Origin of the sequence: Agrobacterium pusense, from assembly GCF_900102105.1 — a bacterium.
Taxonomy (GTDB): Bacteria; Pseudomonadota; Alphaproteobacteria; order Rhizobiales; family Rhizobiaceae; genus Agrobacterium; species Agrobacterium pusense.
Window position 1 is genome coordinate 39,262 of sequence record NZ_FNBB01000012.1, and the last position, 15,314, is coordinate 54,575.

At 60.2% G+C, this 15,314-nt stretch carries 15 protein-coding genes; 8 read left to right on the plus strand and 7 right to left on the minus strand.

Annotated features, from left to right (window positions below; all coding sequences use genetic code 11):
• Positions 1-116: 116 nt before the first annotated feature.
• The gene (locus BLU28_RS21515) at positions 117-2,360 is read left to right on the plus strand and encodes a bifunctional diguanylate cyclase/phosphodiesterase (protein WP_175477720.1); all 2,244 of its coding nucleotides are present in this window, start codon (positions 117-119) and stop codon (positions 2,358-2,360) included.
• Between the two features lie 102 nt (positions 2,361-2,462).
• Here the strand turns inward: BLU28_RS21515 and trhO are convergent, their stop codons facing one another.
• From trhO to BLU28_RS21530, 3 genes are all read right to left on the minus strand, one after another.
• The gene (gene trhO / locus BLU28_RS21520) at positions 2,463-3,407 is read right to left on the minus strand and encodes an oxygen-dependent tRNA uridine(34) hydroxylase TrhO (RefSeq protein WP_004445192.1); all 945 of its coding nucleotides are present in this window, start codon (positions 3,405-3,407) and stop codon (positions 2,463-2,465) included.
• Between the two features lie 174 nt (positions 3,408-3,581).
• Entirely contained in the window at positions 3,582-4,490 is a 909-nt protein-coding gene (locus BLU28_RS21525; protein WP_077986920.1) for a CHAD domain-containing protein, read from the minus strand.
• Positions 4,474-4,962: a CYTH domain-containing protein gene (locus BLU28_RS21530; protein WP_006700246.1), complete on the minus strand. Its 489-nt coding sequence runs from the start codon at positions 4,960-4,962 to the stop codon at positions 4,474-4,476. The genes BLU28_RS21525 and BLU28_RS21530 overlap by 17 nt, the downstream gene beginning before the upstream one ends.
• A 171-nt stretch (positions 4,963-5,133) precedes the next feature.
• Between BLU28_RS21530 and BLU28_RS21535 the strand changes: the two genes are divergently transcribed.
• The 4 genes from BLU28_RS21535 (at position 5,134) to BLU28_RS21550 (ending at position 7,698) form a co-directional block, all read left to right on the plus strand.
• Positions 5,134-5,772, plus strand: a complete 639-nt coding sequence (locus BLU28_RS21535; protein WP_006700245.1) for a 2-dehydro-3-deoxy-phosphogluconate aldolase — start codon at positions 5,134-5,136, stop codon at positions 5,770-5,772.
• A 108-nt stretch (positions 5,773-5,880) separates the two neighbouring features.
• Positions 5,881-6,576, plus strand: coding sequence for a tellurite resistance TerB family protein (locus BLU28_RS21540; RefSeq protein ID WP_004445183.1), 696 nt, complete (start codon positions 5,881-5,883; stop codon positions 6,574-6,576).
• A gap of 194 nt (positions 6,577-6,770) precedes the next feature.
• Complete coding sequence (locus BLU28_RS21545; protein ID WP_004445180.1) at positions 6,771-7,463, plus strand: GNAT family N-acetyltransferase; 693 nt, start codon at positions 6,771-6,773, stop codon at positions 7,461-7,463.
• On the plus strand, positions 7,450-7,698 hold the full coding sequence (locus BLU28_RS21550; RefSeq protein ID WP_006700244.1) for a hypothetical protein: 249 nt from the start codon (positions 7,450-7,452) through the stop codon (positions 7,696-7,698). The genes BLU28_RS21545 and BLU28_RS21550 overlap by 14 nt, the downstream gene beginning before the upstream one ends.
• Here BLU28_RS21550 and BLU28_RS21555 read toward each other — a convergent pair.
• The 3 genes from BLU28_RS21555 to BLU28_RS21565 all read right to left on the minus strand — a co-directional run bounded on the left by BLU28_RS21555 (position 7,689) and on the right by BLU28_RS21565 (position 10,658).
• A complete protein-coding gene (locus tag BLU28_RS21555) occupies positions 7,689-8,738 on the minus strand; it encodes a nickel/cobalt transporter (RefSeq protein ID WP_004445176.1) in 1,050 nt (349 codons plus the stop codon). The genes BLU28_RS21550 and BLU28_RS21555 overlap by 10 nt on opposite strands.
• On the minus strand, positions 8,732-9,373 hold the full coding sequence (locus tag BLU28_RS21560; protein WP_077986921.1) for a DUF1007 family protein: 642 nt from the start codon (positions 9,371-9,373) through the stop codon (positions 8,732-8,734). The genes BLU28_RS21555 and BLU28_RS21560 overlap by 7 nt, the downstream gene beginning before the upstream one ends.
• A gap of 106 nt (positions 9,374-9,479) precedes the next feature.
• On the minus strand, positions 9,480-10,658 hold the full coding sequence (locus BLU28_RS21565; protein ID WP_077986922.1) for a hypothetical protein: 1,179 nt from the start codon (positions 10,656-10,658) through the stop codon (positions 9,480-9,482).
• A gap of 271 nt (positions 10,659-10,929) precedes the next feature.
• Here BLU28_RS21565 and BLU28_RS21570 point away from each other — a divergent pair, with 271 nt between their 5' ends.
• The 3 genes from BLU28_RS21570 (at position 10,930) to BLU28_RS21585 (ending at position 13,792) form a co-directional block, all read left to right on the plus strand.
• Entirely contained in the window at positions 10,930-11,217 is a 288-nt protein-coding gene (locus tag BLU28_RS21570) for a hypothetical protein (protein WP_004433441.1), read from the plus strand.
• Positions 11,218-11,756: 539 nt separating this feature from the next.
• The gene (locus BLU28_RS21580; protein WP_077986924.1) at positions 11,757-12,404 is read left to right on the plus strand and encodes an outer membrane protein; all 648 of its coding nucleotides are present in this window, start codon (positions 11,757-11,759) and stop codon (positions 12,402-12,404) included.
• 206 nt (positions 12,405-12,610) lie between these two features.
• Complete coding sequence (locus tag BLU28_RS21585; RefSeq protein WP_037092287.1) at positions 12,611-13,792, plus strand: MFS transporter; 1,182 nt, start codon at positions 12,611-12,613, stop codon at positions 13,790-13,792.
• A gap of 222 nt (positions 13,793-14,014) precedes the next feature.
• Here BLU28_RS21585 and BLU28_RS21595 read toward each other — a convergent pair whose 3' ends face one another.
• Complete coding sequence (locus BLU28_RS21595) at positions 14,015-15,007, minus strand: WD40 repeat domain-containing protein (protein ID WP_034496759.1); 993 nt, start codon at positions 15,005-15,007, stop codon at positions 14,015-14,017.
• Between the last annotated feature and the right edge of the window lie 307 nt (positions 15,008-15,314).

Below are 15,314 nucleotides of genomic sequence, written 5' to 3' on the forward strand. Positions count from 1 at the left end.
TTTTCCTGAAAAACTTCCGTTCTTTCAGAAAGGATTTTTCAGATTTCCGGTCGGACTGTCGTTTTGTACCCGTTGTTTTTTGGGTCGGTGTTACGGCGCGGCTTAACGGCTTTTGAATGTTTCCTTCGCAAGATGATGCTTTCGAAGGGGATTTTATGCGGATTGCGCCGCGCAACATTGGGGACTATTTGCCGGTCGGGCGCAGAACCGCCGTCGGCGTTGTGCTGTCCACCTTCGCGCTGGTGCTTCTCATCGTTACGGCGCTCGTCCTCTCCGCTCTCAGTCAGGTCCGGGAAAAGGCCAACCTGCTCGACAGTGCCCGTTCACGCGAGACGACGGCGGGAGCTCTCGTCACTTTTCGCGAACAGCTTGGTGCGACGCTCAACGATTACGCCGCCTGGGACGATGCCGCCGAATATGTCTATGCTCCTGATCGCTTCGACTGGGTGGCCAGCAATTACGGCGACATGACGGCCAATAACGATCTTTTCGATACTGCCGTTATCATCGACGAGGATGACAGGGTCCGTATGGCTTATCAGAATGGCAAGCCGGCGAAATGGGTGCCCGGCACCTATTTCGCCGCCGGCCTTCCGGAAATGATCGAACGGGTGCGGTCCATGCGTCCCGGCGTCACCTCGCAGGTCACGGGTTTCGTCAAAACCGGGGATGGTATCGCCGCTGCCGGTGTTGCGCTGGTGCGGCTCAAATCGGGAGCGCTGCCGCCGGTCGGCGCGGAGCGGCGCTATCTGGTTTTTGCCCGTCATCTCACCCAGGCGACGGTGCACAAACTCGCCCGCAACTACGTGATCGAGGGCCTGGAGCTGCAATATGGCGAGGGAACGGCCGCCAACCACGTGGATATCGTCAATCCGCTGGGGCAGGTGCTGGCACGGCTCGTCTGGCGGTCGCACCTGCCCGGAGATGTCAGTTTTCATGAGGCGCGGCCGGTCGTCTTTACCGCGCTCGGTATCGCCGGCACGTTCTTTCTGGTGCTGCTCATTATCGGTTCGGCCACGCTCGATCGTCTGAAGGCGGATGAGGCGGCGGCGCGGGAAGAAGCTCTGCGCGATCGGCTGAGCGGCCTCAATAATCGCGCCGGTCTCTTCGCGAGGCTGGACCGCATGGTCGCCAGGGCAAGCCACGACAAGACGGATATCAAGCTGCTTTATCTCGATCTCGACGGCTTCAAGGAAATCAACGATTCCTACGGCCACGCGGCGGGTGACCGGCTCATCAAGGGCGTGGCGGCGGCGCTCAGGGTGCTGGTGCCGGAAGGCGCGGTTCTGGCGCGGCTCGGCGGCGACGAATTCGCCATCGCCATTCAGGGCGACGACGTGTGGGTGGAAGGCCGCAAGCTCTGTATGTCACTGCTGGAACTCTTCACCGAACCCTTCAGCATAGGCGAGCGTGTGGCAAGTATAGGCTGCAGCATCGGCACGTCGATTTCGCGGGCGGGGGACATCAATGGTGAGGAATTGCTGCGCCGCGCGGATATGGCCATGTATCAGGCCAAGGAAAACGGCCGCGGTCGTTACGTGTCCTACGAATTGAAAATGGATGCGCTGCGCGAGGAAAAACTGCAGCTCGAGGCCGATCTTCGCTCCGCCATTTTGAACGACGAGATACAGGTGGTTTATCAGCCGGTCGTCAGCGCCGCCACGCGCTGCATCACCGGGGTGGAAGCGCTGGCCCGCTGGCAGAGGCCGGGATATGGCTTCGTCCCGCCCGACATATTCATCGCCGCTGCCGAGACGAGCGGTCTCATCGACCGGCTCGGCCTGCTGGTGCTGCGCAAGGCCTGCGAGACAGCACAGCAATGGCCGTCCATCAAACTGTCGGTCAATATTTCACCCGTGCAGTTCCGCAATCCGGCCTTTTCCGGCCATGTCGCGGATATTCTGGATGCAACGAAGACGCCGCCGGAAAGGCTGCGGCTGGAAATGACGGAAGGTTATTTCATCCAGCACCCGGAGCGGGCAAGTGCGGCAATAGACAAGCTGAAACAGCTCGGCCTGCATATCGCGCTCGACGATTTCGGCGCCGGCTTTGCCAGCGTCGGCTATCTGCGTCGCTTCGGCTTCGACAGGATGAAGATCGACCGTTCGCTCATCGTGGCGCTCGACAAGGGAGGCCGCTCGCTGGAAATGCTGCAGGCGACCGTGGCGCTGGCGAAATCACTCGACATTCCGGTCACGGCCGAAGGCGTGGAAACGGAAGAGCAGGCGGCCATACTGCATCTGTGCGGCTGCGACGAATTGCAGGGTTACCTGTTCTCAAAACCGGTCGCGGCGGAAGAGATCACCGCCATGCTGGACGGGCAGGATGCGCCGCTCTTTGCGCTGCGGGCGGGGGCGTGAGGTTCTCGACGTGTCGCTTCTCGTTTCTTCTCCCCGGCGGGGAGAAGAAACACGCGGCGCCGCTCTATCCAAATTTAGATACAGTCCTGTAGCTACCTGGGCTTACCGCCCCAGATGCCGCTCGCCGCGCTTCTTTGCGAGGTCGATCTGCTGTTGCCGGTCGCGGAAGCGCTGGCGGTCTTCTTCGCTGCGCTCATCGTAGCAGCTCGGGCAGGAGACGCCTTCCTCGAACTTGGGTGACAGGCGCACTTCCGGGGTGATCGGGTTGCGGCAGGCGTGGCACAGCTGGTGGTCGCCTTCGGCCAGGCCATGCACCACCGACACACGCTCGTCGAAAACGAAGCAGGCGCCCTCCCACAGGCTTTCTTCTTCCGGCACTTCTTCCAGATATTTCAGGATGCCGCCCTTGAGGTGATAGACCTCGTCGAAGCCCTGCTCCTTCATGAAGGCCGTGGCCTTTTCGCAGCGGATGCCGCCGGTGCAATACATGGCGATCTTCGGCTTGTTGTGCAGGCCGGGGTTGTTCTTCACCCAGTCCGGAAACTCGCGGAAGGTTTTCGTCTTCGGATCGACTGCACCCTTGAAGACGCCGATGGCGGTTTCGTAATCGTTGCGGGTATCGATGACGATCGTGTCCGGGTCGGAGATCAATTCGTTCCAATCGCGCGGGTCGACATAGGTGCCGACGATCCGGTTCGGATCGATATCAGGCACGCCCATCGTGACGATCTCTTTCTTGAGCTTCACCTTCAGCCGCACGAAAGGCATGTGCGAGGCGCGGCTTTCCTTGTGCTCCAATGCCGAAAATTCCGGCTGGGCGCGCAGGAAGGAAAGCACGGCGTGAACGCCTGCATCCGGGCCGGCGATCGTGCCATTGATGCCCTCGGCGGCCAGCAGCAGCGTGCCCTTCACGCCGTTCTTCTGGCAGAGCTCGAACAATGGCTCACGCAGGCTCTCGAACCGCGGCAGGCGGGCGAAATGATAAAGCGCGGCCACAAGGAAATCGCCAGAGACTTCCGGGCGGGGGAGAATGGTCGTGTCGGTCATGGCCGGTGAAATACAGCGACGGCGGCCGCAAAGCAATATTTATCGGTGGGTTCGGGCATTTTGAAAATCGTCAATCGGGAGGATTTGTAGGCTTCCTGTCATTCCTGCTGCCGTGTGCAGGCAACGGGATGTCGCAATGACGGAGGTGAGCGAGCGCCGAAAGTGGCGTTTGGCCTACTTCGCCGCCTGCCGCCACAGCAGGCCGACGATGCGGCTTTCCGTGCGGGCAGATTCGGAAAAGACCTCATCTGCCAGTTCAAGGCCTTCGGCACGCAGCGCCTGCTGCCTTTCGATGATGGCGTCGAGCAGCAGCGCCAGCCGTTCGCCGTTGCCAAAGCGGTCGGGCTCGCGGTCGGCCACGGCGGCGAGAACCGAGAGATCGTGTTCGTGGCCGAGAATGTCGACCAGTCGCTTGGTATCGGCGCGCTTGGCGCGCATGGCGGATGGCCAGATACGCCTCATCAGACCAAGATGCATCCAGTAGGTCTGGCCGGCCTTGCGCAACTCATGAAAATGCTCGACATCGGCCCGCTCGTGGCAATCGGCCAGCGCCTGTCGCGCCCGTTTCCTCTGCCGCGCCCAGCTTGTCCTCAGCAGCCGGCCGCTGTCCTTGAGCTCATCCGGCAGCGATAGCGTCTTCAGCCGTTCACGTCCCGCCTCGCAGCCGGTGATGGCCGCAGAAATCGCCTCGTCGAGAGCGGCCTCGTATTTCGCCGCATGATCCCGACGCGCGCGCAGCATCGCCGTGATGGACCGCAGCGCCTCACCCTGTGTATCGGAGAGCGCGAAAGCCTCCAGATATTCCGCCGTTTCCACCAATGCCGTCGCATCACGTGCGAAGGCGAGCGAACGGGCAATATCCCGGAAGCGGACATTTTCCTCTCGGCTGAAATCCGGCGCCGCCTTTCGGATGAGGCGGTAGAGGGCTCGCAGCCGCTTGAAGCGCTTGCGCGCATCGTGCACGGCCTCGTGCGGGCCGGACGGACGGTCACGCAGGATGGTGACTGTGTCTTCGATCAATTCCAGGCCGGCGCGGCGGATTTCATCGTCAAAGGGCTTTTTCGGATCAATTCTGAAAGGCATCCGACAGGTCTCCGCTCTGGTCGTCCGTGGCGAGGGACTGGTTGGAAAAGCGCCTGTCGCCCGTTACCTCCCTGCCGAGCCAGGCAGGAAGATCCGGATCGGCATTTTCGTCATCCATCTCCACTTCCGCCACGATAAGCCCCTTATATCGGCCTTCGAAAACATCGATCTCCCAGGTGAAGCCGCCGTGATCAACCGTGTGCCGCGTCTTCTCGATCACCACGCCGGGCGCGCTGGCCATCAGTTCCTCGGCATCTTCCAGCGGGATGGGATATTCATATTCGTCACGGACGAGCGCGCTTGCGCCGATCTTGATGGTGAGTGTCGCGTCACGCCCGTCGACGATCCTCACCCTGACCGAACGATTTTCCATGGAGGCGACATAGGCCTGCCGGAAAGCCATGCTATGCGTTACCTCATCGCGCCATTCACCGCCTGCAACAAGAAACTTCCGTTCGATTTCCTTGGCCATGCTGTCTCCGCAAACTGGTGCGCCAGACTATCGCAAGACAGCTTGATGAAGAAGCGAATTGATTGAAGTATCAGGGCAAAAAATGGCCTTGCCATGCCTCGACATCAAAGCCGGGGCAGGCTAATCGATAAACGGGATTTCAATCGTTTCAATCGCGCAAGGAGGCTCATCTTGGCCCAGGACTCCGAAAAACTTCTCTCCATCCTGAAACTTCAGCCGGTCGTGCCGGTGCTGATCGTGGATGACGCCGCCTCCGCCGTGCCGCTTGCGCGTGCTTTGGTCGCTGGCGGTCTGAAGGCAATCGAGATCACCATGCGCACGCCGGCCGCGCTGGACGCCATCCGTGCTGTTGCGGCGGAAGTGGAAGGCGCCAATGTCGGCGCCGGCACCATTCTCAATGCGAAGGATTTCGAGGCGGCTGCCGAAGCCGGTTCCACCTTCATCGTCAGCCCGGGCATCAACAAGAGCGTGCTGGAAGCTGCGCGCAGCTCCAGGGTGCCGCTGCTTCCGGGCGCCGCCACTGCCAGCGAAGTCATGGCGCTGCGCGACGAGGGTTACAAGGTGCTGAAGTTCTTCCCGGCCGAACAGGCTGGCGGCGCACCTTACCTCAAGGCGCTGTCTTCGCCGCTCGCCGGCACCGTCTTCTGCCCGACCGGCAGCGTATCGCTCAAGAACGCCAACGACTATCTCTCCCTGCCGAACGTCGTCTGCGTCGGCGGCTCCTGGGTTGCCCCACGCGAACTGGTGGCGACGGGTGACTGGGCGGGCATCACCAAGCTTGCCGCCGAAGCTGCTGCGCTGCGCGGCTGATTTATCTCCTGTCAAACCCGTTCACGAAGGCGTGAGCGGGTTTGACATTTATAATCGGCCCACGGCTTCCTATCTCCCCTGTAGATTTGACCTCTACAGGAGATTTTGATGTTCGACGCCAAGAAGCTTCTTGAACAATTCCTCGGCTCGCAGGTGCCGGGCCTTTCGGGAAGCGTCCGTGACAGAGCCGGGCAGGCCGCCGATATCGCCAAGAACAATCCCCTCAAGGCCGGTGCTCTCGCCGCCGCAATCCTGGGCACCAAAACCGGCCGCAAGCTCGCCGGCAACGTCGCCACCATCGGCGGTGTCGCCGCCATCGCTGGCCTCGGTTACCTCGCCTACAAGAATTACAAGTCAGGACAGGCGCCGGAAGCCGCGCCGAAACCAGAGCCGGAACTTCTCGCTCCGCCCGCCGATTCCGCTTTCCATCCGCAGTCGCCGGCGCTTTCCAATGATTTCGCGCTGAAGCTCATCCAGGCCATGATCGCGGCGGCCAAGGCCGACGGGCATATCGATGAGAAAGAGCGCGCCAATATCATGGACAAGGTGCAGGTTTCCGGCCTCGATAGCGAAGCCGAGCGTTTCCTCGAAAAGGAACTGGCCGATCCGCTCGACATCGACGCGCTGGTGGCCGCTGCCCGCACGGAAGAGCAGAAGGTGGAGCTTTATACCGCCTCGCGGCTTGCCATCGAGGCCGATACTCGGGCGGAGCGGGGGTATCTCGATCTTCTTGCCGGGCGGCTTGGGTTGCCGGATGCGCTGGTGGATCACATCGAGGCGACGGTGGTGGCGGCGAAGGTTTAGGTTGGCGTTTGGACTTGGGCGTGAAGGTTTGAGCGTGTGGCTTCCCCCCCTCTGCCCTGCCGGCAGAGGGGGGTGAGCCACGCCCACCGAGGATGATAAGCGCCCCGCCGAGATCACCGCATCCCACCCCCACATCCACTGTTGTCATCCCGCCCCGCTTGCCCTAATCCTTCTCCCAGCAAATGGGGAAGAGAATGCGCGATCTGAGTGAATTCAAGGGATGTCCGGCGCCGCAGCCGGTGGTGCTGAAGGGCCGTTATGTAACGGCGGAACCGTTCGATCGCGACAAACATCTGGAAAAACTCTGGGCTGCGCTTGGCGGCGAGGGCACCAATGCGCTGCTCAGATATTTCCCGCAAAGCGCCTTTCCCGATGCGGATGCCTTTGGCGACTGGCTTGTTGGCGCTGGCGAAAAGCTTAACTGGGTGACGCTGGTCTTCGTCGAAAACACAACGGGCGAAATCGTCGGCATGGCGAGTTACATGCGGCCCGATCCCGCCAATGGCGTGGTAGAAGTCGGCTCCGTCGCCCATGGGGCGAAAATGAAACGTTCCCCGCTTGCCACCGAGGCGCATTACCTTATGGCGAAGCATGTGTTCGAGGATCTGGGGTATCGCCGTTACGAGTGGAAATGCCACAACGAAAATGAGCCCTCCAAGACGACGGCGAAGCGTTATGGCTTCACCTTCGAAGGCGTCTTCCGCCAGCATATGATCTCGAAGGGGCAAAATCGCGATACGGCGTGGTTTTCCATGATCGACGGCGAATGGCCACTGATCGGCAGGGCCTTCGAGGCCTGGCTTTCACCGGACAATTTTACAGCTGACGGCACGCAGAAGCGCAAGCTTGAGGATATTCGCGCGGAGCTTGCCCATGCCAACGCCTGAAAAGCCAAAGTCCGAGACGCCAACCGCCAGGAAGGATTGGTCGCCTGCCATTGCCGCGGTGCTCATCATCCTCGGCTTCGGGCTGATATTCTTCATCATGCCTAAAATCATGTTGTGGCTTGGCGATTATTCGCCCTGGCTGGCGGCCGCCTTCGGCACGGTGGCGGTGCTCTGTTTTTTCCTGCTGTTCTGGCTGCGGGCGCGTTACCAGCGACGCCATAACGATCAGAACTGAAGCGACGCCCCGAGCAGCATCAGGCCCATCAGCAAGACGAAGAGCGCACCGGCGATTTCGATCGCGTGGCTGATACCGGCCGCCCTGCGGCTGCCGGGGCCGGCGAAACGCACGGCCAGACCCTTGGCGGAGACCGCCATGATGGCGAGGACCGAGACCGTGATGGCGGTGCCGAGCGACATGGCAAGGACGGAGAGCACACCGCCAAGATAAAGCCCGTTCAAAAGCGCGAAGCTCATGACGATGATAGCCCCCGAGCAAGGCCTGAGCCCTACAGCGATGATGGCTGACCATGCCTCGTGAAGACTGAAGTTCTTTGCCCTCAGCAGCATCGGATCGGGCGCATGGGATTTGCCGCAGGCGGTGCAGAGGTCGCCCGAGCCGTCATGGGCGTGATCGGCAAAAACCGGTTTGCCCTGAAACCGCAGCCCCGTGCCCATGCCGGTGGTTCTTGCTGCCGGTGCCTCACCCGCCACAGCGAAAACGGTGGCCGGCTCGCGCCGGATTCGCAGCGACCAGAGTTTTCGCACCAGGAGCCATGCGCCGAACAGGGCAACCATGGCGAAACTGGCGATTTCCATCGCCTGTGTCGCTTTCGTCATGGTGATTGAGGTGCCGCGCAGCACCAGCCAGGCCGCGCCGACAAGGCCGATCGCGACAGCGCCCTGAATGAGCGCCGAGACGAAGGAGATGACGATGCCACGTCTCAGCTGCGTTTCATTGGCGATCATGTAGGAGGAGATGACCGCCTTACCGTGGCCGGGACCGGCCGCATGGAACACGCCATAAGCAAAGGAGAGGCCGATCAGCGAACCGAGCGCCCAGCTGTCCTCGCGCATCGCCTTCAGCGCGCCGGTCAGCGCCCGGTAGAACATCTGCTGGTGCACGTTGATCCACTGCATCAACGGGGCAAAAGGCCCGCCGACGGAAAAGGACGGTTCGGCCGAGCCTATGCCGAGCGGCGATTGCGCATGGGCCGCGCCGGCCACGGCAATGAAGCCGATGACGACGGCAAGCAGGCCGACCCGGCGGCTCAGCATGTGACCTCCAGCCGCGTGGCAAAGAGCTTGGTCATGTCTGTACCGGTGGGATCGTTGAAAAAGGCATCGGTGAGCGTATTCTGGTTCTGGGAGATCACCTCGTCCGGATCAGGGCGCACCACATGCTGCTTGCAGGCCTTCAAATCCTTGCCCTCGGTGGCGATATCGCCGTCCTTGGCGAAATCGATCGCCGTATACATCGTCGGATCCCACGCGCCAAAGCTGAGCCTGCCCTTCACCGCCAGAGGTTTGAGCGGTTTCACGGAAAAGAACATCAGAATCTGCTGGTCCTTGTAATCCACATGAATGGCGTCGGGTTTACCGAACTCCACCGGTTTCCCGTCAGCGGTGATGAAGGTGTAGTAGGAATATTCGGCCAGCGATTCCAGCACGGTATTGCCGATTTCGGCCAGCTCGTCCTTGTCGAGTTTCAGATCGCTGTTCTTGTCGTAATCCATCACAACGCTTGCTGAGAACATCTCGTCGAAACGCCAGATGTTGCGCACTTCCTGGATGGTCCGGTTCGGTCCCTCGACGATTTCCATCCGGGCTTCGGCAAAGATATGCGGATGGGAGGAGGCGGCGACGGGGATGCAGGCGAGGCCGGCCGCGAGAAGCAAAAATCGTCTGTACATTATCCGGTCTGTCCTGCCGTCGAATCTGGAAGGTCTGACTCTAGCAGAAATTGGGACCGAATTTCGACCCGATGCGTCCGAACCTTCGCGAAGGTTGAGACGGAGTTCAGAAGGTGCCGCTGAAACGCGAGGTGACGCTCGAGCCATCATAGGCAAGGTCGGTATCGCGCTCGTCATGCAGCAGGCGGTTGAACTCCACCTCCAGCTTGCTGTTCTTGCCGGTATCGAAAGAGAGGGTGGCGACCAGCCGGCGCTCGCTGGTATCGTAATTGTAATAGATCCAGTCCTTGTGGACCTGCTGCAGCGCGAGGTCCAGGCCGACCTTCTCGGCCAGCCTGCTTTTCACGACGAACTGCCAGCGACGTTGAAATTCGGCGATCGGGTCGTCGGGATCGAACAGGGCGTAATCCTGCGAGAAGCCCACGCCGAAGGCGATGCGGTCCGTGGCCTTCAACTCGGCTTCCGCCCGGAGATAAGGCCGGGTGCGCTTCACCTTGTCGCTGATCTCGTCTCCGGAAATGGAGGTCAGCCCAGCTTCGGCAAGCACTGCGAGACGGTTCGAGAACCTGTAGCCGTAAGCAAGCGAGCCGCGCAGCGTTTGGGCCGGAAACCGCTCATATTTTTCCTGCTGCCCTTCCGGAACGAGAATGCGGTCATAGGCGATCGTGATGCCAGCCTCACCGCCGGCGAGTGGCCGTTCATGTTCCGCCTTCAGCGACAGGAGCGCCTCATTGGCCTCCAGACGCGTGGGGATGAAATAGGCCGGGCGGAAACGCGCCTCGCCTTTCATCAGGCTGGCAAGGCTGGCCGTCAGCTTGTTCTTGCCGCCAAGGGCGACGATGCCAAGCTGGGAGGAGGCTTCAAGCTTGTGATCCAGCTGCCTGTATCCGATATTTTCTTCCGGCAGGTGCAGGAAAATATCGCCGGCATCGCTGCGGGTGCCGCGCAACTCAAGAGCCCATTCCAGCTTTTCGGAAAAGCGTCTGGTCAAACCCAGCGACGCGATGGTGTTATGCTCATTGGCAAAACGGTAACGGGGAAGGCGAACCTCTTCCTGCTCAAGCGAGTAACGCAGTTCCGCTCCTTCAAGCGTGATCTTGCCCGTGAGCCCGAAGCCGGCGCGCAACGAAATGGCGCTCAAGCGATTGGTGTCGGCGAAATAATTGCTGTCATAGGAGATGCCGGATTTGTAGGTGATGGTGTGCTCATCGGCCTTTTCTCCCGCCCACCCGCGGCAGGCGCAGGCAAGCCCGAGAACAAGCGCGATATATCCCCCCAGCCGCATTTGCATCTCCGGTCGCTAATTAAGCAATATCTTATATTTGGATGGTTAATAAAGTTTCCTGCCCGGTTTTACTGTCTCCGCCAAAGGTGCCTGCCGATACTGTCAGGAAAAGGAGCGAAAGGGCGGAGGCGAGATATGTAGTATTTGATTAAAATCGCCAGTATTAGTGTTAATCGTTTATTGTAATATTAGCCTTTGCTTGAATTAGAATCCTCTAAATATACAGTTCAGTTACGCCAGATGGCGTGATCAAACAAAAGAGGAGAGAGAAATGATTGCAAAGTTCGCTTGTGTAGCCGCTATTCTTACTGTCGCTTCCGTTGGTCAGGCCAATGCGGGCGGTCTTCTGGGTGGCATCCTGTCCGGCAACAGCAACAAGGGCGGCGCCCTTGTCGTGGTTTCGCCGAGCATCGATCTCGGTGTCAGTGGCATCCTGTCCAATAACGGGATTTTGAATGGCAACAAGACCGGCATCCTGAACGGCGTGCTGAATGGCAACAAGACGTCCGTCGATGTCATCGACAACAAGAATGACGGCGGCAAGAAGCGCCGGCACTAAGGAATGAAGAGAGGGATGGCGAAACCATTGTCTTTCGCCATCCCGCTCTGACGGGACAGCTCGAAGATCATCAGGGATTTTCGACGCAGACGATGCGCGAAGCGCATAAGCCGGCGATGCACCTCGAGTTGCGTGTGTTTGACGCATGGCATTTCCGGCAAGAACAAACGGCGCATCGCATGACTGAAAGGGGGCCCTCGGGCTCCCTTTTTTTGTCTAGGTTGCTGGCGGGAACAACGTGCACAAAAAAACGTAATGTCCACTACCTGTGATGGTTTTTCAGTGTGGCCAGAGCCGTGTTGACCGGGTGCGAACATTCGATGAATAACCGCGCGACCTCTAATTTATGTTTAGTAAATATTGCGAATATTAATAGGAATACGTCTCATCGCAGCATATTTATCAAGGTCATTTACGCGATTTTAACCACGATGTTCTTCAATCTGGGGGTGCGCTAAGCCCGTCAAGATGCTGCGCTTCTGGTCGCGAAATACTCGCAGCCCGCAGGTGACGGGATGTTATTTTCAAGGAGCTATCGCATGTTGAAACAATCTCTTCTCGCGCTCGGCCTGCTCGGCGGTCTCGCCACTGCTGCTGCTGCTGCCGACGCGGTCAGCGACATTCCGTCCGCGCCTGTCGTCAACGACGTTGCGCCCGCCTTTTCCTGGGATGGCGTTTATCTCGGCGCGTCTGCGGGTTACGGCTGGAACCGGGTCAAGTCGACGACTTTCGGTGTCACCACGAAGCATGAATTTGACGGCGGCCGTTTTTCCGGTTTTGCAGGCTATAATGCCGAGGTTGCTCCCTCTGTCATTCTCGGCGTCGAGGGTGATCTTGGTTACGCCTGGGGCGACAAGACCATCGTCACCAGCGAAGTTTCGGCAGGCCTGAACGGCTCTGCGCGCCTGCGCGCCGGTTATGCGATCGACCGCGCACTGATCTATACCGCCGCCGGTTATACCGCGACGGACAGCAAGGTTAAGGCACCCTTTGGTGAGGACAGCAAGGTATTGCACGGCTGGACGGTTGGTGCAGGCGTAGACTACGCGTTCACCAACAACCTGTTTGGACGTGTCGAATATCGTTACAACGACTTCGGCAAGGAAACCTACCATACCGGCCCTATCACTTCGACCGGTGATGTCAGCGAACACGTCGTCAAGGTTGGCCTTGGTGTGAAGTTCTGACCTATATTTCGTTTTCGACAGGGGGCGCCGCACCGTCGCGACGCCCCACTTATCTCATGCGGCGGTCCTGAGGTTGTTCCGGCGAACCTTGAAGGTATTGCGCCGAAAACGAAAACGCACATTGCCTTTGGCTCAGGCTTGAACAGCGGAGCGTTTTGATGTGATGGTGGGTGCCACCCCCGCTTGCCAGCCTTCAGACGATTCCCATGCAACAAAAAAGCACTTTGCCGGGCGCTTTTGATCGCCAGGCCTATATGATCGCGTTGCTGGTCTTCATTGCCGGCAGCACCAATGCCGCCGTTGTGCCATTTATCGGCTTCTACATCATTCAGGTGCTTGGTCATCCGCCGGCCACCGTCGGATTTTACAGTGTGACGGCGGCGCTGGCTTCGATTGTCGCAAGCCGTGTTTATGGTGAGCGCGTTGATGCCGGGATGCGGGTGAGGCCGCTTTTGTTGCTTTCGGTGTGCGGCGCTCTTGTCGCGGCCGCGGCGGCAAGCTTTGGGCATATGGCGCTGCTGGTGGCCGTAACGGCGACCGGCATGGGGCTTTCCAACGCCGCAAGCACGCTCATTTTCAGTTACGGCCGGTATCATGGCCGGGTGAAGGGGCTGGACACGGCCGCCTATAATGCCTTCCTGCGGACGATGGTGTCGCTGGCATGGATGCTGGTCCCCGCCGCCGCCTATCTGATCTTCGACCTTGCGGGTGCGAAGGCGGTATTCGTGAATGCCATGCTGATGGCCGTCATCTGGGGCGGTCTTGCGCTCGTCGTCGTGCCGTTGAACCAGACAAGCCCCATGGAACGGCGCCCGCAGGGCGAGGGCGACACACGGCGCAATATGCCGCTGCTTCTCGCCGCCGCGGCCAGTTTCTGCATGTCTTTCGCCCATGCGCTCTGCGCTTCGGCATTGCCGGTGTTTCTGGTGCGTGAAGTGGGGTTGCCGGACTATGCGCCGGGCCTGTCGCTCAGCGTCAAATGCGCCATGGAAGTTCTGCTTATTCTTCTTGCGCCGCGCATCATGCGCCGGATCAGCGCACGGCTGCTGCTGAGCGGCGCGGCGATAACGGCGATAATCGCCTTCAACATCATCGCTTCGGTCACGACCCTGCCCGCAATGCTGGTGGGGGCTGCGATGGAGGGTGCCTATTACGGCCTTTTCGCCGGCACCTGTCTGACCTTCGTGCAGGGCTTTGCCCGTGGACGCACGGCGCGGGCGACGGCGCTCTATATGAATTCGATTTTTCTCGCTGCGCTGTTTGCGGTGCCGCTAATGGGGTTCGTATCGCAATATGCCAGCTTTGGGGCCTCGATCCGGCTCGCCTCGGTCGGTGCGGGCGCGGCTTTGCTGCTCTTGTTCCTCACGCGGCGGCAGGTGGGAGAGTAGGGTATTGCCGGGGGCAGCAATCCTGCACAAAGGCTTGGCGGCGACATTGCGGACGACCCTCGTTCCTGTGCCTGTCACAGGATTCCGGTCGACGCGCGTCTGCGCGACGGGAGGCTCTTTTCAGCCCAGGGACTTGGGCTGGCTGGATACCTGTGACAAGCACAGGAATAAGGCAGCGAGATTGGCCGTGGGATAAGCGGCCGCCTAGCGGGCGGCCAGCCCTCAAGCCGAAATGTCGATAATCCCGCAATCACCCGCTTCTGAAGCGAAGGCGAGCAGCTTGCCGGTGGCGCTCCAGTCCATGGATGTGATCGCACCCTTGCCGGGACGACGCAGCAGGGCTTCCTTGCCGTCCGCGAGGCGCACGCCAAGGATCATGCCGTCGATGAACCCGATGGCGAGCACATCTTCCACGGGGTGGAAGGCGACATTGGTGACCATGATGTTGGCGCGGGTGCCGAGTTCCTCCGGGGCCTTGCCCATCGGACCATCCTTGCCGGAGAAGGGCCAGACGATGGCGGCCGGTGCGCCCGATGAGGCGAGCCATTTGCCCTTTGCCGACCAGGAAACGGATTTGACCTTGGCGGGATAACCCGTCATGCGCATATGGCGGGCCTCCATGCCGCCCTTGGTGGCTTCCATCTTCCAGCCGTGCAGAGCATTTTCCTGCATGGTGGTGACGAGGAACTTGCCGTCGGGCGAGAAGGTGACGCCGGTATGCGCGCCCTTCCATTCGAGATCCACCGGGTCGCCTGCTGTGGCGACCCAATGCAATGTCACGCCGTTATACCGGGCAACAGCAATGCGCAGGCCCTTGGGCGCAAACGCGATCGCCTCCACCGTGCGCTCTTCCTTGAATTCCTTGACCGTACCGTCCGGCAGCCGCACGAAGCTGGATTTGCCGACACCATAAGCAACCGCCTTCTGTGGCCCGCCGGCAACGACGCCCACCCATTTGCGCGGCACGTTGGCAATTTCGCTGAGGCTGCCATCATGGCCGATGCGCAGCACACGCCCGTCTTCGCCGCCGGAAAGCAGCGTGGCGCTGTAGGGGTCGCGAATGCAGGTCAAGAGCCCGTCATGCGCCTCAGTCACCTTCTCGCCGCCATCGAGCCGGTGAATGGTGCCGGCGGCGGTGGCAAACAGGGGAATGTCGCCGAGAAAATGGGTCGAGACCACGTGGCCTTCGATATCAAGCGGGGCAACAGTCGGCATGGGGTATTGGTCTTTCGTATCTGTGTCTGATTGGCGGGGCGTCATTCCCGCCGGCTGGCATGGTTCTAGAGCATTTCCGGCAAAAGCGGAACCGCTTTTACGTTCGGACGATTCGCGAAATCAAGGAGATAGAATTCTTTGCGGTAGAGGAATCATCCCTGCACAGCGGTTGAAAATCATTGATGTTCTGCGCTCCGGGCTCACCCCCCTCTGTCCTGCCGGACATCTCCCCCTCAAGGGGGGAGATCGTTCCGTGGCGAGGTTTCGCACCTCTCGACGGTCGAGAATGAAGTGAGAAAAGTGCGTC